The 23,138-nt window shown below is 37.2% G+C and carries 20 protein-coding genes; 10 read left to right on the top strand and 10 right to left on the bottom strand.

Features of this window, described 5'->3' with window-relative positions; all coding sequences use genetic code 11:
- Positions 1-9 precede the first annotated feature (9 nt).
- On the top strand, positions 10-1,023 hold the full coding sequence (gene srlE / locus FG390_RS07880) for a PTS glucitol/sorbitol transporter subunit IIB (protein WP_141190503.1): 1,014 nt from the start codon (positions 10-12) through the stop codon (positions 1,021-1,023).
- A 96-nt stretch (positions 1,024-1,119) separates the two neighbouring features.
- Positions 1,120-1,479: a PTS glucitol/sorbitol transporter subunit IIA gene (locus tag FG390_RS07875; protein WP_141190502.1), complete on the top strand. Its 360-nt coding sequence runs from the start codon at positions 1,120-1,122 to the stop codon at positions 1,477-1,479.
- A gap of 83 nt (positions 1,480-1,562) precedes the next feature.
- Here the strand turns inward: FG390_RS07875 and FG390_RS07870 are convergent, their stop codons facing one another.
- The 5 genes from FG390_RS07870 to FG390_RS07850 form a co-directional block, all read right to left on the bottom strand.
- Entirely contained in the window at positions 1,563-2,729 is a 1,167-nt protein-coding gene (locus FG390_RS07870; RefSeq protein ID WP_141190501.1) for an aminotransferase, read from the bottom strand.
- The gene (locus tag FG390_RS07865) at positions 2,729-3,229 is read right to left on the bottom strand and encodes an Lrp/AsnC family transcriptional regulator (protein WP_141190500.1); all 501 of its coding nucleotides are present in this window, start codon (positions 3,227-3,229) and stop codon (positions 2,729-2,731) included. Before FG390_RS07865 ends, FG390_RS07870 begins: the two co-directional genes overlap by 1 nt.
- 110 nt (positions 3,230-3,339) lie before the next feature.
- On the bottom strand, positions 3,340-3,909 hold the full coding sequence (locus tag FG390_RS07860; RefSeq protein WP_141190499.1) for a DUF2238 domain-containing protein: 570 nt from the start codon (positions 3,907-3,909) through the stop codon (positions 3,340-3,342).
- A 188-nt stretch (positions 3,910-4,097) separates the two neighbouring features.
- A complete protein-coding gene (locus FG390_RS07855; protein WP_141190498.1) occupies positions 4,098-4,661 on the bottom strand; it encodes a Maf family protein in 564 nt (187 codons plus the stop codon).
- Positions 4,662-4,749: 88 nt separating this feature from the next.
- A complete protein-coding gene (locus tag FG390_RS07850; protein ID WP_141190497.1) occupies positions 4,750-5,514 on the bottom strand; it encodes a class I SAM-dependent methyltransferase in 765 nt (254 codons plus the stop codon).
- Between the two features lie 404 nt (positions 5,515-5,918).
- Here FG390_RS07850 and FG390_RS07845 point away from each other — a divergent pair, with 404 nt between their 5' ends.
- From FG390_RS07845 to FG390_RS15760, 3 genes are all read left to right on the top strand, one after another.
- Positions 5,919-6,914 carry an ABC transporter ATP-binding protein gene (locus FG390_RS07845; RefSeq protein ID WP_141190496.1) on the top strand — a complete coding sequence of 332 codons (996 nt, stop codon included), beginning with the start codon at positions 5,919-5,921 and terminating at the stop codon, positions 6,912-6,914.
- A complete protein-coding gene (locus FG390_RS07840) occupies positions 6,886-8,406 on the top strand; it encodes an ABC transporter permease/substrate-binding protein (RefSeq protein WP_141190495.1) in 1,521 nt (506 codons plus the stop codon). Before FG390_RS07845 ends, FG390_RS07840 begins: the two co-directional genes overlap by 29 nt.
- A 314-nt stretch (positions 8,407-8,720) precedes the next feature.
- Positions 8,721-8,876: a hypothetical protein gene (locus FG390_RS15760; RefSeq protein ID WP_181406428.1), complete on the top strand. Its 156-nt coding sequence runs from the start codon at positions 8,721-8,723 to the stop codon at positions 8,874-8,876.
- A gap of 83 nt (positions 8,877-8,959) precedes the next feature.
- Here the strand turns inward: FG390_RS15760 and FG390_RS07835 are convergent, their stop codons facing one another.
- Positions 8,960-9,751: an SDR family NAD(P)-dependent oxidoreductase gene (locus tag FG390_RS07835; RefSeq protein ID WP_141190494.1), complete on the bottom strand. Its 792-nt coding sequence runs from the start codon at positions 9,749-9,751 to the stop codon at positions 8,960-8,962.
- Between the two features lie 561 nt (positions 9,752-10,312).
- Between FG390_RS07835 and FG390_RS07830 the strand changes: the two genes are divergently transcribed.
- Positions 10,313-11,062, top strand: a complete 750-nt coding sequence (locus tag FG390_RS07830; protein WP_141190493.1) for a DeoR/GlpR family DNA-binding transcription regulator — start codon at positions 10,313-10,315, stop codon at positions 11,060-11,062.
- Between the two features lie 79 nt (positions 11,063-11,141).
- Complete coding sequence (locus FG390_RS07825) at positions 11,142-13,076, top strand: PTS fructose transporter subunit IIABC (protein WP_141190492.1); 1,935 nt, start codon at positions 11,142-11,144, stop codon at positions 13,074-13,076.
- Between the two features lie 314 nt (positions 13,077-13,390).
- On the opposite strand, the gene FG390_RS07820 is transcribed toward FG390_RS07825, so the two are convergent.
- The 3 genes from FG390_RS07820 to gnd form a co-directional block, all read right to left on the bottom strand.
- Entirely contained in the window at positions 13,391-15,958 is a 2,568-nt protein-coding gene (locus FG390_RS07820; RefSeq protein ID WP_141190491.1) for a vitamin B12-dependent ribonucleotide reductase, read from the bottom strand.
- Positions 15,959-16,329: 371 nt separating this feature from the next.
- Positions 16,330-17,664, bottom strand: coding sequence for a gluconate:H+ symporter (locus tag FG390_RS07815; protein ID WP_141190490.1), 1,335 nt, complete (start codon positions 17,662-17,664; stop codon positions 16,330-16,332).
- A 58-nt stretch (positions 17,665-17,722) separates the two neighbouring features.
- Positions 17,723-18,622 (bottom strand): phosphogluconate dehydrogenase (NAD(+)-dependent, decarboxylating), encoded by a 900-nt coding sequence (gene gnd, locus FG390_RS07810; protein WP_141190489.1) that lies wholly within the window; start codon positions 18,620-18,622, stop codon positions 17,723-17,725.
- Between the two features lie 143 nt (positions 18,623-18,765).
- Between gnd and FG390_RS07805 the strand changes: the two genes are divergently transcribed.
- Both FG390_RS07805 and gntK read left to right on the top strand, forming a co-directional pair.
- The gene (locus tag FG390_RS07805) at positions 18,766-19,611 is read left to right on the top strand and encodes a MurR/RpiR family transcriptional regulator (protein ID WP_141190488.1); all 846 of its coding nucleotides are present in this window, start codon (positions 18,766-18,768) and stop codon (positions 19,609-19,611) included.
- A gap of 170 nt (positions 19,612-19,781) precedes the next feature.
- On the top strand, positions 19,782-21,323 hold the full coding sequence (gntK, locus tag FG390_RS07800; RefSeq protein WP_141190487.1) for a gluconokinase: 1,542 nt from the start codon (positions 19,782-19,784) through the stop codon (positions 21,321-21,323).
- A gap of 181 nt (positions 21,324-21,504) precedes the next feature.
- On the opposite strand, the gene FG390_RS07795 is transcribed toward gntK, so the two are convergent.
- Complete coding sequence (locus FG390_RS07795; RefSeq protein WP_141190640.1) at positions 21,505-22,701, bottom strand: DHH family phosphoesterase; 1,197 nt, start codon at positions 22,699-22,701, stop codon at positions 21,505-21,507.
- A gap of 144 nt (positions 22,702-22,845) precedes the next feature.
- Here FG390_RS07795 and FG390_RS07790 point away from each other — a divergent pair, with 144 nt between their 5' ends.
- Positions 22,846-23,061 carry a DUF3219 family protein gene (locus FG390_RS07790; RefSeq protein WP_141190486.1) on the top strand — a complete coding sequence of 72 codons (216 nt, stop codon included), beginning with the start codon at positions 22,846-22,848 and terminating at the stop codon, positions 23,059-23,061.
- Positions 23,062-23,138 lie beyond the last annotated feature (77 nt).

Below are 23,138 nucleotides of genomic sequence, written 5' to 3'. Positions count from 1 at the left end.
TGAAAAATCATGACGAAATATAAATCAGTAAAAGTAGTTAAAGGTAGCGGGGGATACGGCGGTCCTCTTATCATTACACCAAAAGAGGGAAAAGACAAAATATTGTATATAGTTGGTGGCGGAGCAAGACCTGCGATTGTCGATAAGTTATCAGAAATGACTGGAGCCATTCCTGTCAATGGTTTTAAAACAAGTGTGCCGGATGACGAGATTGCAGCAGCGATTATTGATTGTGGTGGGACACTGCGTTGCGGTATATATCCTAAAAAAGGGATTCCAACCATTAATGTGATGCCGACAGGGAAAAGTGGTCCACTTGCCCAATATATTAATGAATCCATTTACGTTTCTAATGTGGGTGTCGAACAAATAGCCGCTGCATCAGCTGAAGAAGAGTCAATACCAGAAGAATCAAATGAAGTCGTTCATGAAAAGAAAACATACAAATATAGCACAGATAAGAAAATTTCAGAAACTAAAGCAGAAAGTTCAAATCAAAATATTCTAACAAAAATCGGATTAGGGGCCGGTAAAGTTATAGACACTTTCTATCAAGCTGGTCGTGATGCCATTCAGACATTAATAAATACCATTTTACCATTCATGGCATTTGTGGCTATGTTAATTGGAATCATTCAAGGCTCAGGGATTGGAACATGGTTTGGGAACGTAATGTCTCCATTAGCAGGTAATATATGGGGGTTAATACTCATCGGTTTTGTATGTTCCTTGCCATTCCTCTCTCCTTTACTTGGACCTGGAGGGGTTATCGGGCAAATTATTGGAACATTAATTGGTGTTGAAATTGGAAAAGGGAATATACCGCCACAATTAGCTTTACCAGCCTTATTTGCCATAAACACGCAAAATGCCTGTGACTTTATCCCAGTTGGTCTTGGATTAGCTGAGGCTGAACCTGAAACGGTCGAAGTCGGTGTCCCTGCAGTTCTTTATTCACGATTTCTAATGGGTGTACCGAGGGTGGTTATCGCTTGGTTATGTAGTTTTGGTTTATATGTTTAAAAAAGAAAGAGCTTAATAATGTGTGTACCCTGTTTAATTCAAATTATAAAAATAAAGGAGGTAGCCTATTTACATTCAGTGTAAATAGTAAGAGATATGTCAACAATTTATGAAAATAAAATTCAAAGTATTGGTGAAATGGCAAAAGAGTTCTTTTCAGAAAAAATGCTTATTTTATTTGGTAACGAAGCACCGGATGGATTGAAAGATTACTGTTTTGGAATAGATGTTAAACCGCTAAACGGTGACATAAAAGTGGGAAATAAAGTGTTTTTTAATAATCAATCATACGATATTACAGCTGTTGGGAATCTTGTCCAAAAAAATCTCGTAGAACTGGGTCACATTACGATGAAATTTGATGGAAGCGAGTCACCTGAACTGGCTGGAACATTGTATCTTGAAAATAAAGAAGTACCAGATATTGACCTTGGAACAAAAATTGAAATTAAATAGAGAAAATAGAAGAGGGTACGCGAAGTAAATGTTTTGAATAAAAAGAAGCTATTTATCTACTATAAATAGCTTCTTTGTTAATTTTATAGATTTTCTATAAATCTTTTGATTCGTTTCATAGCTTCTTGAAGCTGGGCAAGTGATGTGGCATAGGAACATCGGATATGACCTTCACCACTCCCACCAAAAGCATTTCCAGGTACGACAGCCACCTTTTCAGCTTTAAGTAACTGCTCAGCAAATTCTTCAGAGGTGAGGCCCGTTGATTCGATTGAAGGGAAGGCGTAGAAGGCACCACCAGGGTTATGGCAAGTTAATCCCATATCATTTAAGGATTGAACGATGAAATTGCGGCGTTGTCGGTAGCTTTTTCGCATTTCTTCTACATTTTCTCGGCCATTTTTCAACCCTTCAAGCCCAGCATATTGGGCCATTGTGGATGCACACATAATAGCATATTGATGTATTTTTAACATACCTTGCGTAATGTCTTCTGGTGCACACACAAAACCTAAACGCCACCCCGTCATGGCAAACCCTTTTGAAAATCCATTCAATAAAATCGTCCGTTCACGCATTCCTTCAATGGAAGCGAGACTGGTATAGGGCTCATCGTAAACGAGTTCAGCATAGATTTCATCCGATAGAACAAGTAAATCATGGCGCACTGCGAGCTCGGCCATTTTTTCAAGTTCAGCTTTATTCAGCATAGTACCTGTAGGATTATTAGGTGAACACAGCATAATCGCTTTCGTTCGTTCAGTGATCACTTCTTCTAATTGACTAGGAAGTATCTTGAAATCGTTCTCTTTTAATGTTTGAACATGAATCGGAACACCGCCGGCCATTGTCACAAGCGGGGCATATGATACAAAGCAAGGTTCAACAATAATGACTTCATCTCCAGGATTTAAAATGGCTCTAAAGGCGATATCAATCGCTTGACTAGCACCCACAGTCACGATGATTTCAGATTCTGGATGATAAGAGACTGAAAATTGCTTTTGCATGTAACCCGCAATTTCTTCACGTAATTCAATTAACCCAGCATTTGCTGTATAGGAAGTATAGCCTTGCTCTAAAGAAGTAATGGCAGCTTCTCTTAGATTCCATGAAGTCACGAAATCCGGTTCACCCACTCCAAGCGAAATAACGCCCTTCATTCCAGCAGCTAAATCAAAAAATCGACGAATGCCTGAAGGTTTCAATTCTTTCACATGTTTAGCTAAGTAAGTGGTCGTTTGACTCATCACGGTGACACCACAATTCTTCGATCTTCATCATCAGATTCATAAATGGTGCCATCATGTTTATATTTTTTCAAAATAAAGTGTGTTGTTGTCGAAATAACAGATTCAATGGTTGAAAGTTTATTGGAAACAAACCGAGCGACTTCATTCATTGATTTCCCTTCAATAACAACAGATAAATCATATGTACCAGACATTAAGTAAACCGATTTAACCTCTTTAAAACGATAAATGCGCTCTGCTACAGCATCAAAGCCAACATCCCTTTTCGGAGTCACTTTGACATCAATCATGGCTGTAACCCCTTCATGACCTTCAATCTTTGACCAATCCACAAGTGAAACATAACGAACCACAATATTATGTTCTTCAAGTTTTTTTACGATTTTATCTGTCTCTTCTAAGCTTAAATTAGTCATCTTCGCGATATCTTCATTTGATAAGCGAGCGTTTTTTTCTAAAATCTCTGCGATTTCAATTTCAGTTGAAGTAAGTTTCATGAAATCTCTCCTGTCATCTGCAAGTATCCCTATTATAGCAAATGCAAAGCCGTTATTAAATGGATTATGGATGTAGAAAATGAATATTTTTTGGTTAAGTAAAAGTAAAATTACTGCTTCTTTATCTTCGTTCTCACTCCAGCAATGATGGCAATGACAAGGCCGCCGAGGGTATCAGCGATTAAATCGGTCATTGTGTCGGTGTTTCCACCGCCTTGAAGTGTCTGACCAAAGAATTGATCAGCACTAAATTCATAAATTTCCCATACAACACCACCAAAGACGGCGAAGGATAGTGTAAAAAGAAAAACCAGCCAAGGTGAGATTTCATGTCCAGCACTCCGATGCGTGAGTCGTTCGTATAAAGCAATGGCTGTATAAGCAAGGATCACGCCGCTAATCACATGCATAAATGTATCCCACCAACCGAGCCCGTACCAACCCATTAATGAACCTAAATATTGTGATCCAAGTAAAAATATTAAATAAGAAATAACGATTGGTAAGTTAAATTGAATTTTTTTAAAAAGGGTAAGGAAAAGGGGAATAGCACCGCAAATGATTCCGCTGATGGCAATGATGGACTTAAATGATTGATCTTGAATATGGTAGTAAATAGCTAAAATGACCATAAAAATAATATAGACTCCACTCAAAGCCATGACAAGTTTGCGTTTCATATTGTTCACCAACTCCCATCCGTTCAAAAATACTAATACTTATGATACGCCGTTTATTGAATTATTATTATCACGATCAATTAATTGGTGAATGATAAAGAAAAGTTGGCGATTAATCAAATGACATAGCAAACAGATAAACGCTATTTCATGACATTGATCTGGTTAGCAAACGATAACCAGATCAATTAATTCAAGATTGATTTTAGTTCTCGATAGACTCTTGCAACAGGTAAGCCCATAACGGAGAAGAAATCACCATTGATACTTTTGACGAAAAGAGCGCCTTGTCCTTGAATCCCATAGGCTCCAGCTTTATCAAAAGAATCACCAGTTGAAATATAGTCATTAATTTCATCGTCCGTTAAATCATAAAAGGCGACATCCGTTTTTTCTACGAAGGATAGGTTAACATCACTTGATTTAATACATACTCCAGTCATAACAGTATGAACATGGCCGGAAAGTCTTTTTAACATTTGTTTAGCTTCTTGTTCGTTTTTGGGTTTTCCTAGACTTATATTGTCTATACAAACCATGGTATCGGCTCCGATAATCACGGCATCTGGGTCATTCATGCTGACGGCCTCTGCTTTTTGTTCAGCTAAAGATTTGACATTTTCTTCTGGAGTGAAGTTTTCATTTAATGTTTCATCAATTTCACTGACCACAACCTGATAGGAAAAACCAGTTTTAGCAAGAAGTTCCCTACGACGCGGGGAGTTTGATGCAAGAATTAACTTTTGTGACATTCGAATTCATCCTTTAACCTAAGATCCATTTATAGCTCATATTAGCAATAATCATGGTCTTGCACAAATTTTGCTATTAAGCATCCATTCAATTTTCTTTTACTGCCACGATTCGTAAACGCTTATAATCGGCCACCCATTTACCATCTTGCCATAATTTCGGTTTAGCTTCGTTTATAATCGAATCATACATTTGATGTTTTATCTGAAGAGGAATATCGAAAAAGAAATCATCAGAAAACATATCCAACCAATCTTTCAATCCATCCTCGCCTTTTAACTCGGTCGGCCGATCAAAATGAGAGGCGTGGATGACTCTAAATCCATGAGTTTCAAGCTTCGTTGAGTATTCTGCTAAACTTGGAAAATACCAAGGGTTACGTCCTTCCATATTATATCCATGTTCCTTTAAAGTATTTTCAATTGCCTTTGAAATCGTTTCTACATTACCCTTGCCACCAAATTCAGCGACAAAACGTCCTCCTTTTTTTAAGGCTTGATGAACGGTTTCGATTGTCTCATCGGCTTGTTTTATCCAATGCAGGGTGGCATTCGAGAAAACAGCATCAAAAGGTTCATTTGTTCGATAGTCGATAGCATTTTGTGAATGGAAAGGGATATTGGGGTACTTCAACCGTGCTCGTTCAATCATAGACTCTGAAAGATCTATACCTATAGGGAAAGATCCAGCTTCTTTAATTTTGGCACATAAGTCTCCAGTACCACAACCAAGATCTAAGATTCGTTCTCCTTGTTTTGGATCTAAAATATCAAATATGCCTTGCCCCAATTTAGAAACAAAGTCAATTTTCGTATCATACAAATTTGAATTCCATTGATTTTTGGATGTCAAATCAATCCATCTCCTTTTTTAACACTTTAATAATGCATAAAAATTTAAGGTAAAGTATTAGTGCGTGTTCAAAAAGGTGACAAATTAGAAGCAAGAAGATCAAGCGGGCGCCGAGATTCGTAGCTTATCATTTGGTGACTTTTTGAACAACTTCTATTAGTGCAACTAGGCCTCTGTTTACGCCGTTTAAGCCCCGCAATCTTACTTGAATGGGATCTATTCTTGAAATCATGATTGGTCTAAGTATATCGATCTAGTTAAATAAAGTAAAAGACATAAATTTTATGGAATGTATAAGAGTTATAAATGGATCCAGATAAACTAAGCAAGATGAAGGCTTTCTAGGCCTTTTTACGTTAAAATAGGCTAATACATCGTAATCCAACTTAGGAGTTGAGAGGGTATTGATCCAATTTGAAAAGGCAACAAAAGTATATCCTGAAGGGACACAAGCTGTAACCGATTTAAATCTTACCATTAAGAAAGGTGAATTCTTTGTTTTTATTGGGCAGAGCGGGTGTGGTAAGACAACCACTTTGAAACTGATTAATCGACTGATTGATTTAACGAGCGGTACAATCACCATCAATGATAAATCAATAAATGAATACCAAATTGATGAATTGCGTTGGAATATTGGGTATGTTTTGCAACAAATTGCCTTATTTCCTCATTTAACGGTCGCAGAGAACATTGCAGTTGTTCCGGAGCTAAAGAAATGGAAAAAAGTTAAGATCGATCAACGTGTTGATGAACTATTAGACATGGTTGGACTGGACCCGAGTGTTTACCGGCATCGTAAACCAAAGGAATTATCTGGTGGAGAGCAGCAAAGAGTAGGCGTGATTCGCGCACTTGCCGCTGATCCTGATATTATTTTAATGGACGAGCCATTTAGTGCCCTTGATCCTTTGAGTAGAGAAAAACTACAAGAAGATCTTTTACATTTGAAAAATAAAATTCAAAAAACCATTGTTTTTATTACTCACGATATGAAAGAAGCCTTGAGACTAGGAGACAGGATAGGAGTCATGAAATCGGGGCAGTTAATTCAAGTTGACACACCAGAGGAGTTACTATTAAATCCAAAGAATGACTTTGTCGAGTCTATCTTACAAACTCAACGAGAAGAAACGCTATTGTCAAAATCTCTAGAATCCATTCTGAATCAAATCGATTTAGAACCTATAGAAGAAAATAAGGCAAGCTTTAATGAGGCTTTGATTATAACATCAGATACGTTGATAAGTGAGGTTCTGATTCTATTAATGGAAAATAAGGAGATCTACGTGGAGCATAACGGACGCTTATTGGGGGCTTTTTCTCAAAAAGGTTTGAAACGCTATTTATCAAATCGAAGGAGGGGAGCGCATGGCGTCGTTTCTGAACGTTTTTCATGATCGTGAGGGTCAACTCTTACAAGCTCTATTAGAACACCTGCAATTGTCGCTCATCGCGCTCTTTATTGCTGTTTTCATAGGTATACCACTTGGGGTTTACATTTCTCGTCACACCAAAGTGGCTGAAATGGTGCTTGGAGTCATAGCCATTCTTCAGACCATTCCATCTCTTGCCTTACTAGGATTGTTGATCCCACTTGTGGGCATTGGCTCTGTTCCTGCAATAATAGCTCTAGTAGTCTATGCACTTCTTCCGATCTTAAGAAATACCTATACGGGAATTCGTGATGTTGATCCATCTCTCATTGAAGCGGCCAATGCGATGGGGATGTCAAATAATAAAAGACTATCGAAAGTGGAATTGCCTCTTGCTATGCCAATCATTATGGCAGGCATTCGGACAGCTATGGTTCTCATTGTAGGTACGGCAACACTTAGCGCATTGATCGGTGCTGGTGGACTTGGAGATCTTATTTTACTCGGAATAGATCGAAATGATAATGCCTTAATTTTAATTGGTGCCATCCCAGCAGCTTTACTTGCCATTGTTTTTGACTGGCTCTTAAGGTTGGTTGAAAAGCTATCCTTTAAGCGGGCGATTCAGTCGGTTATAGGTGTCTTCATTGTTGTTGCTTTTATATTCGTTCTTCCGTATTTTCATGGAGGGGCTCAAAAGCAAATCGTCATTGCAGGGAAATTAGGTTCTGAACCTGAAATTTTAATTAATATGTACAAACTGATGATAGAGCAAGACACGGATATCACTGTCCAGCTTAAACCAGGCCTAGGTAAAACCACTTTCGTTTTTAACGCCTTAAAGTCCGGTTCCATCGATATTTATCCTGAATTCACTGGAACGGCTGTTGAAACATTCTTAAAAGAGCATGCGGTGAGTCATCGTGCAGATGAGGTCTACAAACAAGCCAAGACCGGGCTGGATAAAAAGTACCACATGACGTTACTTAAACCGATGATGTTCAGTGATACCTATGCATTAACTATTCCTGAAAAATTGGCAAATACGTATCAAATTAAGACAATTTCTGATTTGAAAAAGGTTGAATCTCAAATAAAACCAGGTTTTACATTAGAATTTGCAGATCGATCGGATGGATATAAAGGGATTCAAAAAACGTATGGCCTTCATTTTTCAAATATAAAAACGATGGAACCTAAACTTCGATATGCTGCTGTGAAAAAAGGGAAGATTAATCTTGTGGATGCTTATTCAACAGATAGTGATATAAAACAAAATCATCTCATTGTTTTAAAAGACGATAAACAATTTTTCCCTCCATACCAAGGGGCTCCATTGATTAAAACAAGCACTTTACAAAAATATCCTGAACTAGAAACTGTTTTAAATAAACTGGCCGGAAAGATTACAGATAATCAAATGTTAAAAATGAATTATGAAGTGAATGTTCAAGGGAAGTCACCTGAATCGGTAGCTAGAAACTACTTAATGCAAGCTGGTTTGTTAAAGAAATGATGCTGATGGATATTTTTTAATTGGGACATCAAAGCCAATAATAAGGCTTTGATCTTATTTAATATAGTCATTTTTTAAAAAGATGGAATAATAATATTATTCAGGAAACATAAATTGGTGATTATAGGACAAAATAAACCTTATCCTCACATCTTAGATAGAGAACAATATACTAATAGTGAAACTGAAAAGTAGCTTCAATGTTTTTGTCTACGGGATTTCAATCGCTCAGTGTTTGGCTATTCTTAAAATGTGGTATTACTTTAAATATGACATAGCAAATAACAAATCAAAATAATAGGAGAGATGTTATCATGTTAAATAAACTAAAAGTACACCATAAAAATATTTCAACTGAAACAGACCCTCTATTAGACAAAAAAATGCAAAATTTATTGAACTTGTTATTAATCATAAATCCTAATTTTGATATTGATGAATTGTTGGATCGTAAACATAAATTAATCTAGTCGTATTCTGATCAAAAATAAAGAAACCCAAGAAGTCATTTTCTTGGGAATTCCTTTGCATTTTAGTTAAAGAATTAAATGGATTAGATTGAACGTATAATACCGCCTTCAACTCTTTGAGCAGAACCATTGATGGCGGATGCCAGTTCAGATGCTAGGTAAACAATCATACTCGCGACTTCTTCTGGAGAAGCGTATCTCTGTATCAGTGATGTTGGCTCATTATCTTTAAAATAGTTTTGAACAAACGTATCAAGGTCTTGTTTTTCAGCTTGAGCTGCGCCTTCCATGTAATGAGCGACGCCTTCTGTCCAAGTGGGACCAGGAAGAACAGAGTTGACCGTGACATGAGTTCCCTTTGTCATTTCTGCCAAACCCCTAGATAAACTAATTAATGATGTTTTAGTCATTGAATAGGGAATCATGTGAGGCAAAGGTTTAATGCCTGCTTCACTAGAAAGATTAATGATTCTGCCAGAATCTCTTTTTAGCATCAAAGGCAAAAAATGTCGACATAAACGAATGGCACTTAATACATTGACTTCAAAGTACCGAAACCATTCCTCATCAGTAACGTCGGTAAATGCTTTTACTTCAAAAAAGCCTAAATTATTAATCAGAATATCTAAATTTCCTAAATTATTTATTTGTTGAATTAATTGATTAGATTCTTTAGCATCAGCAAGATCTGCTGTAATTCCGTGAACTTTTCCATATTTGGATAATTCCTCTTTAACAGCCTGTACTTTATCATTTGATCGGCCATTGATGATCACAGAGGCACCTTCTTCAAGAAAAGCTTTTGCTGTGGCTTTTCCAATTCCTGCTGATGATCCTGTCACAAGGACAAGTTTGTCTGAAAGTTTTAGATCCATATCTATTCATTCCTTTAAAAAAATAGTGATATTAAGTATACAAATAAAGTGGCATGGTTGGAAAACGTATGCTTTGAGCGGCATGAAGAGTGCCAGATGAACAATAACCCAAAGTGAAATACAATCTTTTATTAAACTTAAGCTATATTCTGGTTGCTTTTGGATCCATTTATTCTCAAGCTAAAAAACATTAAGATAAAAGGGTTAAGTCATGTTATTCAACTGTAGGAGGACTTTTATAAACGTAATATGAACGTATTTGATTGTTTACATAGTGGAGAGGGGCTCCAACCTCTAGATTAGCGCCTAAGAAAAATCAGAGTCAAAAGCAATTTTATACAGAAGACTTATCTTCATGTTCTAATGAATGACAATCCCTAACCATAATAACCGAAGTGTGTTAAAGCCTCAAATGATCCGCATTAATTCATTCGGATAAACACAGAAATAGTATTGACATACATTAGATTTTACCATATAAAAAAGTTGAAAGTTTTTGAATGGAAACGCTTGCATTTGAAGGAATTGGTGGTAAAATAAAAGTGTGGAGGGGGAAGAAACATGTTAGCTGAAGAAAGACACAAGATCATTTTGAATCGTCTTGAAGCAGAACATATTGTGAAGTTACAAGATTTAGTTAACGATCTTCATACTTCTGAATCCACGATCAGGCGGGACCTACATGAGTTAGAAGTTCAACACTTAATAAGGCGAGTACACGGCGGAGCTATGTCGCTGCAACAACGTAGTGAAGAACAGGATATGGAAACGAAATCATCCAAAAACATTCAGCAAAAGAGAATCATTGCAAAGATAGCAGCAGAACAAATCAAGGATAACGAATGTATTTATATTGATGCTGGATCAACAACGCTGGAAATGATTTCTTTTATTCACGCAAAAAATGTAAACGTTGTCACGAATGGATATGCCCATGTTGAGGCCTTAGTCAAAAAAAATATGGCAACTTATCTCATCGGTGGTATGATGAAGCCCAATACAAGAGCTTTTATTGGAAGCATAGCTATTCAAGCCCTTGATACTTTCAGGTTTGATCGAGCCTTTATAGGTGTTAATGGCATTGATATAGATATGGGTTATACAACACCAGATCCAGAAGAAGCTATGATTAAACGACGGGCACAAGAACTTGCCTTAAAATCTTACATTCTTGCTGATAGTAGTAAATTTACTGAAGTATCCTTTAGTAAAATGTTTGATCTCTCTAAAGCATCTATTATTACAAATGAGTTACCTCAAGCGGTTAAAGACATGATACTAAAAGAAACAACAGTGATAGAATCTAAATGAGATAGAAAATCGCTTAGGAAATGTAACCGCTTACACTCAAGGATCGTTTATTTATACTATATTGAAGGGAGCCTTCATAATGAAAATCACAGATTTAATGATACCAAGTGTGATGATTATGGATATGAAAGCATCAACGAAAGAAGAAGCTATTGATGAACTTATTGCAAGTTTAAATAATCAAGGCCGAATTAACGATCCTGTGTTGTTTAAAGACATGATATTAAAACGTGAATTAGAATCAAGTACGGGGATTGGTGATGGCATTGCGATGCCACATGCAAAAACAAGGGCTGTTAATGAAGCAACCGTGGTTTTTGGACGGAGTAGAAAGGGCGTTGATTACGAGGCTCTTGATGGTCAGCCATCACACTTATTCTTTATGATTGCTGCTCCAGAAGGTGCCGCTAATGTTCATCTACAAACATTAGCTGCCTTATCCAGATTATTGATTGATCAACCTTTTGTTGAACAAGTAAAAAAAGCAAAGACACCAGCCGATGTTGTACGCTTATTTGATCATAAACAGGCTGAAAAAGAAAGAGAAGAGATGAAAACCAACGACAAACAAGATGGTAAACCATTCATTGTTGCCGTCACAGCTTGCCCAACAGGTATCGCTCATACTTATATGGCAGAAGATGCTTTAAAGAAAAAAGCAGAAGAAATGGGTGTTGCTATTCGCGTTGAAACGGATGGTTCAGAGGGTGTAAAAAATCGATTAACAAAAGTTGAAATTGCTCAGGCTGTAGGAGTTATCGTTGCAGCAGATAAAAAAGTTGAGATGGCCAGGTTTGACGGCAAGAGAGTTTTACAAACAGCTGTAAGTAGTGGTATTCGTAAACCAGAGGAGCTTATTCAAAAAGTATTAGACAAAAAAGCACCGACGTATCATGCTGAAGGTGGTTCAGATGAATCAGAAGCATCTGATAATAAGGTTTCTGTTTGGGGTAAAATATACAAAGATTTAATGAATGGGATTTCTCATATGCTACCTTTCGTCGTCGGTGGTGGTATATTACTAGCGGTTTCTTTCCTACTTGAAAATACGCTAGGACAAAACAATTCCATCTTCAAAATGCTAAGCACCATTGCTGGGGGAACCGGAGCGTTTCATTTTCTCATACCGATTTTAGCTGGATATATCGCTTATAGTATTGGTGACAGACCAGCACTTATGCCTGGTATGGTGGGTGGACTTTTAGCTGCAAACTCTAATGCTGGATTCCTTGGTGGTCTAGCTGCTGGTTTCTTAGCAGGTTGGATCATCCTTTTTCTCAAAAAAGTCTTTACTAATTTACCAAAGTCTTTGGATGGTTTGAAACCTGTCTTGATCTTTCCAGTTCTCGGCCTTTTGATAACAGGTAGCTTAATGTATTACATTGCAGATCCAATATTCAATTGGGTCAATACAGAACTTGTAAATGTTCTTAACAATTTGGGAACAGGAAATGCCGTTATTTTAGGATTAGTTCTTGGTGGAATGATGTCCGTTGATATGGGTGGCCCGGTTAATAAAGCAGCTTATACGTTTGCAATCGGTGTCTTTACAAGTAGCGGTAATACGAATGGTTTGATGATGGCAGCTGTTATGGCAGGTGGAATGGTTCCACCGCTCGCAATTGCTCTTGCTACAACACTATTTAAAAATAAATTTACTGAAAGTGAACAAAAAGCAGGGATTACGAACTATGTTTTAGGTTTATCTTTCATCACAGAAGGGGCGATTCCATTCGCAGCCTCAGATCCTATGAGAATTATTGGTGCGAACGTCATCGGTTCCGCGATTGCTGGTGGATTAACTCAATTGTGGCATATTAATGTTCCTGCACCGCATGGTGGTATCTTTGTCATCTTCCTTGCTAATCACGCTTTATTATTCCTTGTTTCGATTGCGATTGGAGCCGTTGTATCTGGACTCATTCTTGGTTTCTGGAAAAAACCATTAGATAAAAAAATCGCTGGTCATCCATCGAAGTCAGCAACAAATGAAAAAGAGGTTAATATTCTATAATCAAATTGACATGAAGTAAGAACCAAAGTTAGCCTAATGCGGGTGACTTTGGTTCTTTTTTTGGTAAGTTAAAATAGAAATATAGACTTGTAGATTTAGACAGTGAGAGGAAGATGCAATGAAGTTTTATGTTATTGTTTGGCGCTGGGGTGGTTAGGAAAATGACAGTAGACTAAGAGTTAAGAGAAAATCATATAAGAATAACCATGCAAATATAGAGGGCTGGAGATGTAATGAAGATAATTAAAGAAAAGTTCCAGTAAAGACGATGATAAAAAAAGCTTGAGGGGATCCCTCAAGCTTTTGTATTAAAATTACAACCCACATTTTAATTGGGCACCACAGTTATCACAAGTATTGCAACCGCCAATATCACGAACTTCCCCTTGTCTACATACAGGACATGTGTTACCAACTTCACTGCCAATTGTGACATTGGTTGATTCTAATTCTGTAATCGTATCAACCAAATAGACTTTAGGTTTATCGTCATGCTCATCGAATGTCAAGTCCAGTTCAGTTTGTTCTCCTGCACTTTCTTCACTTTTAAGGGTAAGAACTTGTGCGTCGCGGCTCCCATCAACATATACTGTACCGCCTTTAGCTTTTCCGTTATAGAGACGTTCATAAACCTGTTGAACTTGTTTAACGGAATAACCACGCGGGGCGTTGACCGTTTTACTTATCGAACTATCTACCCAACGTTGGATAACACATTGTGTATCTGCGTGTGCCTCTGGTGAAAGTTCCATGGCAGATACGAACCAATCCGGCAAGTTGTGATGATCAACATCTGGGTTTTGATCAAGATATTCTTGAACGATATCCGCATTGACTTCAATAAACTTACCAAGTCTTCCGCTTCTAAAGTAGGAGAAGGAGAAGTAAGGCTCAAGTCCTGTAGAGACACCAACCATTGTACCTGTACTTCCTGTTGGCGCAACGGTTAACAAGTGAGAGTTGCGAATTCCGTTCTCTAGAATAGCTTCATGAATGTCTTTAGGCATTTTTTTCATATAGCCTGTTTGAATAAAAGCTTTTCTTAGTTTATTCGTTTCTTCTTCAGTTTGACCTATTAAGAAAGGGAAACTTCCTTTCTCTTTGGCAATTTGAATACTGGTACGATAAGCGGTAACAGCCATAACTTCAAAGATTTGATCAACTAATGCATTTCCTTCTTTAGAACCGTATTTTTGTTCGCAGTAAATAAGAAGATCATGAAGCCCCATGACACCAAGACCGATTCGACGTTCTCCGAGAGCTTGCTTTTTATTTTCTTCTAAGAAATATGGCGTTGCATCAATAACGTTATCTTGCATCCGAACAGCAACTTCAACAATTTGACGCAATTTATCAAAATCAACTACTTTGTCTTGTTTATTAGCTACATTAGCCAAGTTTATGGCACCTAGGTTACATACAGAATACGGAGCGAGAGGTTGTTCACCACATGGGTTCGTTGCTACAACTTTTTGTCCATAGGCTTTTGCATTGGTATCGTTATTGGCATTATCAATAAAGAAAATACCAGGCTCAGCAGAATAAGTAGCACAAATATTAATCAAATTCCATAATTCTCTCGCTTTTATTTTTCGATAAACGCGAACTTTGTACCCAAGTTTTTCCCATTCGCGAACATCACCGACTTCATGCCAGTGGGCATTGTAGTCGTTTTTCTCATCTAGAGAATAATGATCAATATCAGGGAAACGAAGTTCATAGTCTTCATCGGTCTTGACAGCTTCCATAAAATCGTTCGTGATACAAACACTAATATTTGCACCAGAAAGGAAATCAGGCTGATGAACACTATACGTTCCACCGTCTCTTAATTTTAGTTCAGCATCACTAATAGCACTCTCACTAAAACCGCCATGTCCCTCGATATCCTTAAAATTGACGATCCCTTGATACATATTTTGTTCTATCTCAGTTAGAGGTGTAAATTTTAATTTATCTTTTGCTTGCTTTTTAATTTGTTCATCCTGTGTATTTTCGATTAAATATCTTAAAATACGTGGATTTTGCATTTTGGAGATAATAAATTCAACAATATCAGGGTGATCAGATTGCAGCATGATCATTTGTGCACCTCTGCGGCTTCCTCCTTGTTCAACGAGATGAGTCAATTGAGCAATGTCATTTAACCATGAGACAGACCCAGATGATTTACCGTTAACTCCTTTAGCGAGGGCATGTCTAGGACGCAATGTACTTCCGTTTGTCCCAACACCGCCGCCTCTAGACATAATCTCCATCACTTTCTTACGATGTTCTGAAATACCTTCGCGGCTGTCTTCCACATAAGGCATGACATAACAATTAAAGAATGTGGTTTGAGTATTTGCACCAGCACCGTAGATAACACGTCCGGCTGGCACAAAGTTAAGAGAGACGAGTTCTTTATAAAATTTTTCTTCCCACTCTTTTTGTTTTTCAGGTGTTTTTTCAACAGCTGCAAGACCTTTGGCATTACGAAGGGCGATTTGTTCATAATAAATTTCTAAAGGTTTATCTAGCACATCAATACTCGTTTTAATAATTCCGTTTTTAGCGGCTTCGTGTTCGAGTATGCCCCTAAACTCTTCTTCAATTTGAACAGTTGCAAGTCGTTTATTATAGTCAAGGTCTAATACAAACCCTGTTCCTCTTGCCGGAAATTTAGGATCTTCCTTTATTGTAAGAACAACAAAATCGCCTTCAGCTAGCGTTGTTTTTGCTGTGTCTTTGAATGAATAACGATCTAACATGACAAGCCTTGATACACCTTTATAGGTGGTATTCATATCGTTTGTAATTTTAGCTACTTGAGGAAAAAGATCAATATCTTTATTTAATTTATCGATGTTAATCTGACATTTCGTTGATTGCAGTGTGGTCATTAGATCACGCTCCTTTTTTAAATCATGGTAAAAAAGTATCTTGTCTATCATGAGATTTTAGAAAAACATATTTGATGGAGAAAATAAATAGAATACAATATGTAGTATAACGGTGGGGAGAATATACTATATAAAGACATTATATTGACATTATATCGTATATTTGGTCGAAATCAATCATCTAAACCTTTGAAGCATGAACAAATTTCGACAAACATAGATATAGGGTAATAGACAAACAATCGTGAATATAATGAAAATGTAAACAACAATCATCTATTTGAATTTATGTAAATAGAGGTATAAAAAAATAAAAGAGAACAACAGTGAGTTGTTCTCCAGATAGCATGAGATTGATTGCGCTTACAATTTTATATAAACATACCGAGGATGAGAACACAAACAAGTCCCATGATTGAAATAAGAGTTTCTAATAGAGTCCATGTTTGGAAGGTTTCTTTTAAGCTTAAATTAAAGTATTCTTTAAACATCCAGAAGCCCGCATCATTAACATGAGAAGCAATTAAGCTACCCGCACCTGTCGCAAGCACCATTAAGGCTGGATTAACCGATCCAGCGGCCATCAATGGAGCAACGAGACCGGCCGTTGTTAAGGCGGCAACGGTTGCAGATCCTAAACAAATTCTCAAAATCGCAGCAATTAACCACGCGAGTAATAGAGGTGACATATTTGAACCGGTAAATAACTTAGCCACATAATCACCTACGCCGCCATCTATAAGAACTTGTTTGAATGCTCCGCCACCACCAATAATTAAGAGCATCATCGCAATCTGGGAGATCGATTCAGACACCGAATCCATGATTTTATTCATTGGGATCTTTCTCGCATATCCCATCGTATAAATCGCAATTAATAACGAAATTAACATGGCTGTACCAGGGGCACCGATGAATTCAATAATCCTCTTAAATTCAGAATCTCCTTGAACAACTAATGAGACGATGGTAGATAATGCCATTAAGATGACTGGAAATAAAGACGTAAGAGTACTAATAGCAAATCCGGGTGTTTCTTCAATCTTAAATGTTTTTTGTTCGCCTAAGGCTTTAATATTCCCTCTGCGCTGGAAAGCATTTGGCATCAATTTAACGGCTACTTTACTAAATAATGGACCTGCAACGATTGTTGTTGGAATCGAAATAATGAGTCCTAGCAAAAGCACTTGACCAATATTCGCATCAAATGCGGCTGTAATCGCAGTTGGAGCAGGGTGTGGTGGCAAAAAACCATGAGTGACGGAAAGGGCTGCAACCATCGGTATACCAAGATAAAGAATCGACATACCAAGTTCAGTTGCAATAGCAAAGATAATAGGAATTAATAAGACGAGTCCAACTTCGAAAAACAAGGCTATACCAATAATAAAAGAAGCCATGACGACGGCAATTTGTATTTTTTTACGACCGAATTTGTTAATTAAAGTGGTTGCGATACGGTAAGCTCCACCCGCATCGGCAACGAGTTTGCCAAGCATTGCTCCAAAGCCAAAAACGAGAGCCAAGTGGCCTAATTGACCGCCTATCCCAGTTTCAACTGTCGATACAATTTTAGTTAAATCCATACCTAAGCCTAAACCAACCAATATCGAGACGATAACGAGTGAAATAAATGTATTCATTTTAAATTTAACAATGAGAAACAGAAGTAATAAGACCCCGATAGCAACAATAAATATAGGCATGATTTCTTCCTCCTTTGATAAAGCCTCTTTTAAACTCTTAATCTCCTAGAAAATGAAATTAATCATCATGTTCAACTGCATGACCACCAAATTCATTGCGAAGTGCTGCAACGACTTTGCCGGTAAATGTATCTGTTTCTAACGAGCGATAGCGCATCATTAAAGATAAGGCGATAACTGGGGTAGGAACTTGTAAGTCAAGAGCCGTTTCTACAGTCCATTTACCTTCACCGGATGAAGCCATAATCCCTTTGATACCGTCTAAATCAGGATCTTTTTTGAAGGCGTTTTCAATTAATTCCATTAACCAACAACGAATGACTGAGCCATGATTCCAAACGTGGGAAACAGCCTCTAAATCATAGTTAAATGAACTTTTTTCAACAACCTCAAAACCTTCTGCAATGGCTTGCATCATCCCATATTCAATGCCGTTGTGCACCATTTTTAAGAAATGACCACTTCCTGAAGGACCTGTATATAAATAACCATCTTGAATGGCGATGTCTTGGATTACTTTTTCAACAGATTTGAAGGCATTTTCATTTCCACCAATCATAAAACATGCCCCATGTCTAGCACCTGACATCCCGCCTGATGTCCCGACATCTAAAAAATGAATTCCTGCCTCTTTAAATCGCGCTGACCAATCCATCGATAATTTATAATTTGAATTACCGCCATCGATAACAATATCGTGAGGTTCTAATATTTCTAGTAATTCGTTTAATACCTCCTTGATAGGTTCACCAACTGGGACCATCACCCAAATTTTTCTTGGTTTCGGTAATTTATTGATCAAATCGTGTAAACCTGATGCCTGAACGGCTCCTTTTGCTTTGAGTTCTAAAGACGGAGATACATATTTATCATAAACAACCACTTCATGACCATGTTCTAACATATTTTCGACCATATTGGCTCCCATTTTTCCTAATCCGATAAACCCAATATTCATGGCTATACACCTCATTATAAATTTGATTTGATAACGCTTTCATTATACAAAAAATTATTTCTTCTTACAAGTATTATAAAAAAAATTTTTTGATTTATCTGTGTTATACTGTTGTTAAAGAAGTCAAATTAGGGGAGGTCTATATGAGCAATGATGGTTTAAAGAGAATCCATTCACTTTATACATGTTTAAGCGTAAAAGAGAAAAAAATTGCTGATTATATCTTAGCGGATCCAAAGCATATCATCCATCAAACGATCAATGAGTTGGCGGATGAAATTGGAGTCGCTGATGCAACGGTTTTTCGTTTTTGTAAGCGCTTAGGTTTTAAAGGCTATCAAGCTTTTAAAATATCATTGGCTTCCGAGATAATGAGTCCAATCCAACAAATCCATGAGGATATAAAAGAAGGTGACAACGAATTATCTATTACGAAAAAAATTTTCTTATCAAATAAAAGATCGCTTGAGAACACGGCACTCATCATTGATGAACATTCGATCAAACAAGCGGTTGATTTACTTACGAACAGTAAGAGAATTATCTTCTTTGGAATTGGTGGCTCTTCAATCGTTGCTATGGATGCTTATCATAAATTTATTCGGACTGGTATATCATGCCTATTAGGTGGGGATATACATTTTCAACTCATGGAAGCTTCTCAAGTGTCGAGTCTCGACACAGCTTTCTTTTTTTCTCATTCAGGTATGAATAAACACTGCTTAGAAATTTTTCATGTTGCACGGAAAAGGGGCGCTAAAACATTAGCTATAACGAGCTTTCCCAATTCAATTCTTGCAAAAGAAGCAGACATCGTCTTATTTTCTCGTTCAGAAGAAACAAAATATCGATCTGAAGCGTTATCGTCCCGAATTGTCCAACTCAGTCTCGTAGATGCTTTGTTGGTTAATGTGATGGTCAAAAGAGGGGATGAAGGACTTTTAGCCATGGAACAGGTCAGAGAAGCAATAGAGGATACGAGAATCTAGGAATCGTTTCAGAAGATACAAAACGATTATTTTTAATAAAAGTGATGAAAGCCCTTTCAAATCATGTGTTAATGGTTTATAATTTAGATAGCATGAAAATAATTTTAAAGTTTCTATTTGGATGTAGAAAAATTTTTTATTGTATTTTCTTTCAATAGGAGTGAAAAACGATGAAACAAGCATATTATTTAGGTGTTGACATCGGTACGACAAGTACGAAAGCCGTCGTTTTCGGAGATAAAGGGAAAGTCATCAGCATGCATCATGTGGAGTATCCATTGCTAAGTCCTGCTCCCTCTATTGCGGAGCAAGATCCAGAAGAAATATTTGAAGCTGTAATGAAAACAATTAAAATATCCATTAATAATGGTAACATTAATCCGGCAGACCTCAATCTTGTCTCATTTAGTTCTGCTATGCATAGCCTTATTGCGATGGACGAAAATGGAAAACCATTGACACGCTGCATTACTTGGGCAGATAGCAGAGCTAAAAAATGGGCAGAGAAAATTAAGAATGAACTGAATGGCATTGAGATTTATAAAAGGACAGGAACACCGATTCATCCCATGTCACCACTTGCAAAAATTGCATGGTTAAGAACGGATTATCCAGATCTCTTTAACAAAACACGTAAATTTATCGGAATCAAAGAATACATTTTTTATAAATTATTTGATCGTTATCTGATTGATTACTCGCTAGCTTCAGCGACAGGCTTATTTAATTTGAAAAACTTGACTTGGGATGATGAGGCACTTCAAATTGCGGGAATCACATCAGATCAGTTATCAGAACCCGTATCTACGACATGTGTTGTTAAAGGATTAAAACAAAATTATGCTGACGAATCGGGTCTATCTACCGAAACACCGTTCATTATTGGAGCGAGTGATGGTGTATTGTCCAATTTAGGAGTAAATGCCATCGATCCAGGTGTCGTTGCGGTGACTATTGGAACAAGCGGTGCCATTCGAACGGTCACAGATAAACCGGCAACCGATCCAAAAGGACGAATATTCTGCTATGCTTTAACGGATAAACATTGGGTAGTCGGAGGGCCCGTAAACAATGGGGGAATGACCTTCCGGTGGGTACGTGATGAATTAGCGTCTTCCGAAGTCGAAACTGCGAAACGTCTCGGAATTGATCCTTATCAAGTTTTGACGAAGATCGCTTCACGTGTATCTCCAGGTTCTGATGGTCTTTTATTTCATCCTTATTTAGCTGGAGAGAGGGCACCTTTGTGGAATGCAAATGCGAGGGGTTCCTTTTTTGGTCTCGGTTTACACCATAAAAAAGAGCATATGATTCGTTCGGTTCTAGAAGGTGTCATTTTTAATCTATATACCGTGATGCTCGCTCTTCAAGAAGTGATGGGTATGCCAACTAAAATTCAAGCAACAGGCGGTTTTGCAAGATCTGAACTTTGGCGTCAAATGATGGCAGATATCTTTGATCAAGAAGTGGTTGTTCCAGAAACATTTGAAAGCTCATGTCTAGGTGCTATTGTTCTTGGCATGTACGCTCTTGGAGAAATTGATGATTTTTCATTGATGTCTGAATGGGTTGGTTCAACTCATGCACATCAACCCATAAAGGAAAATGTAGCGGTTTATCAAGATTTAATTCCTATCTTTATTCGAGTCTCTAGGCAACTCGAAAATGAATATGACAAAATAACACAATTTCAACAAAAATGGGTGAAATAATCAACATAGAATTCATCATTAAAAGTGAAAATAAACAACCTGAATTCGTGGGAAGACGCATTCAGGTTGTTGTTTTTTGCACTTTAAGAAATATAAAAATTTAAGGTTTAAAGGATAAGTGCGGGCTTAGGCCTCTGTCTGCGCCTTATAGGCTAGCCGATCGGCAGGTTTTCTTTATCCCCTAAATCTCTTCTTGTTCTTTCATCTTTTTGCGGAAAGCCATTAAATAGTTGACAAAGTCTTGGTCTCGTAATAACCATACGCCATAAGTTCGTTTTAAATATTTTTCCGCCTCTTCAAAACTATAGAAAGTTTCATCCATTTTTAATTCGTTAGATTCTATAGCCCATGTGTATTCATTTTCAGGATAAAGGAAGAAGATATCATTCATCCGATTTTTGTAAAGTGAACCAAACGGAGATTTTTTAAGATTATATTTATTAAACCGTGCATCTTCATGTAATGGCTCAAGGTGAAAGGTGTCTAAGACAAACTGTTTATAAGCTTCTTCGGTTAATAAACAACCGGAGGCTTTAGCATGTCCACCGCCGCCATACAACCCTGCGATCTCTGAAACATCAATGTGATCATGAATGGTGCGAAATCCAACTCTTTTTGCTCCCATGTTAATAATGGTAATGTAATCAAGGTGAGGATAATCCTTACCTAATTCGTTCCCAAGCTCTGAGTGATACGATTCGGCATACACGACACCAGCAAAATTTTCACCAACTTGAATTTGTACAAGTTCACGCCGCTTACGACGAATATAACGTTCAATTTTGTTTTCTTCCATCGTTAAAATTCGGTCTTCAAATTCGTCAAAAGAAAAATGCTCTTGTTTACTTAGACGTTCTACCATCATTTCCTCAAATTCATCGATTGAAACAAGAAAGAAAAGGGCATTTAACCGCTTAGCCTGTTGATTGTTATTTGCTTCCCACTCCCATGTATCATATTGTCTTACAAGTTCGACATACTCACTAATCGATGATTTAGGACTTAAATAGTTATGATTAAGAAGGTAATCATATAAAAGGGAAGTCGCTGAACATAGATGACCTTCTTGATCTTCAACTTTAACATGTCCCCATTCATAGTCATTAAAATGAAGAGCCGTTTTATGATGATCGATCAACTGAACCTTTCCATCCTCATTATAAAATTCATTCAGTTTCTGTTCGTTTTCTTCGTTAACAGATAAGTCTGTAATCCATAGCGTGGTGCTTTTATCTTCATTTTCAAGAAACCATTTCACATTTTGATCCAAAGCTGAAACGGAATTATAACGAACGTTAATATCTTTACCAAATGCGAGCTTAGCTAGAATACCACAGCTAACGCCGTCTAAATCTGTGTGTGATAGCAATTTATACATCATCGTCACCTCTGAACTTAGTATGTATCCTTTTTATGAAAAATATTGAAAGGAAATATTCTCGTAAAGTTAAGATGCCATTCATTTGAACCCATAATCATCTAAATGCTATCATTTTTTCATAAAGAATAGGAGACGATATACATGGTAAATGAAATTATTTTAGATAAAACAGCAATCAAATTAGATCAATATAAAGAAGATATAGATAATGGATTAATTACCGTTTCGATTGTCTTTCAAGTAACCAGCGAAGATTATCATGACATAGCGACATTATTATATAAAGGAGCATTCGATGTAAATGTGCCGGATCGGAATTTAACCTTTAAAGAGGTTGTTCAAAAAGTCAACAAATGATAAGCTACGATTCTCGGCGTTGGCTCGTTTTTCCGGTCCTCATGTAGTAAAAACCTACATTCCGGTCCTCAAAACAG

This window comes from Terrilactibacillus laevilacticus, assembly GCF_006517395.1.
In the GTDB taxonomy this organism is placed as follows: domain Bacteria; phylum Bacillota; class Bacilli; order Bacillales; family Sporolactobacillaceae; genus Terrilactibacillus; species Terrilactibacillus laevilacticus.
Note: the sequence above shows the minus strand (reverse complement) of the source record. Positions and strands in the feature narration are given on the sequence as shown.

Coding starts and splice junctions, on each gene's coding strand:
- srlE (WP_141190503.1), top strand. CDS start 10: ATGACGAAATATAAATCAGTAAAAGTAGTTAAAGGTAGCGGGGGATAC.
- FG390_RS07840 (WP_141190495.1), top strand. CDS start 6,886: ATGGCGTCGTTTCTGAACGTTTTTCATGATCGTGAGGGTCAACTCTTA.
- FG390_RS07855 (WP_141190498.1), bottom strand. CDS start 4,661: ATGTCACAAAAGTTAATTCTTGCATCAAACTCCCCGCGTCGTAGGGAA.
- FG390_RS07795 (WP_141190640.1), bottom strand. CDS start 22,701: ATGTATAAATTGCTATCACACACAGATTTAGACGGCGTTAGCTGTGGT.
- FG390_RS07825 (WP_141190492.1), top strand. CDS start 11,142: ATGAAAATCACAGATTTAATGATACCAAGTGTGATGATTATGGATATG.
- FG390_RS07865 (WP_141190500.1), bottom strand. CDS start 3,229: ATGAAACTTACTTCAACTGAAATTGAAATCGCAGAGATTTTAGAAAAA.
- FG390_RS07860 (WP_141190499.1), bottom strand. CDS start 3,909: ATGAAACGCAAACTTGTCATGGCTTTGAGTGGAGTCTATATTATTTTT.
- FG390_RS07870 (WP_141190501.1), bottom strand. CDS start 2,729: ATGAGTCAAACGACCACTTACTTAGCTAAACATGTGAAAGAATTGAAA.
- FG390_RS07820 (WP_141190491.1), bottom strand. CDS start 15,958: ATGACCACACTGCAATCAACGAAATGTCAGATTAACATCGATAAATTA.
- FG390_RS07835 (WP_141190494.1), bottom strand. CDS start 9,751: ATGGATCTAAAACTTTCAGACAAACTTGTCCTTGTGACAGGATCATCA.
- FG390_RS07790 (WP_141190486.1), top strand. CDS start 22,846: ATGGTAAATGAAATTATTTTAGATAAAACAGCAATCAAATTAGATCAA.
- FG390_RS07875 (WP_141190502.1), top strand. CDS start 1,120: ATGTCAACAATTTATGAAAATAAAATTCAAAGTATTGGTGAAATGGCA.
- gntK (WP_141190487.1), top strand. CDS start 19,782: ATGAAACAAGCATATTATTTAGGTGTTGACATCGGTACGACAAGTACG.
- FG390_RS15760 (WP_181406428.1), top strand. CDS start 8,721: ATGTTAAATAAACTAAAAGTACACCATAAAAATATTTCAACTGAAACA.
- FG390_RS07805 (WP_141190488.1), top strand. CDS start 18,766: ATGAGCAATGATGGTTTAAAGAGAATCCATTCACTTTATACATGTTTA.
- gnd (WP_141190489.1), bottom strand. CDS start 18,622: ATGAATATTGGGTTTATCGGATTAGGAAAAATGGGAGCCAATATGGTC.
- FG390_RS07830 (WP_141190493.1), top strand. CDS start 10,313: ATGTTAGCTGAAGAAAGACACAAGATCATTTTGAATCGTCTTGAAGCA.
- FG390_RS07815 (WP_141190490.1), bottom strand. CDS start 17,664: ATGCCTATATTTATTGTTGCTATCGGGGTCTTATTACTTCTGTTTCTC.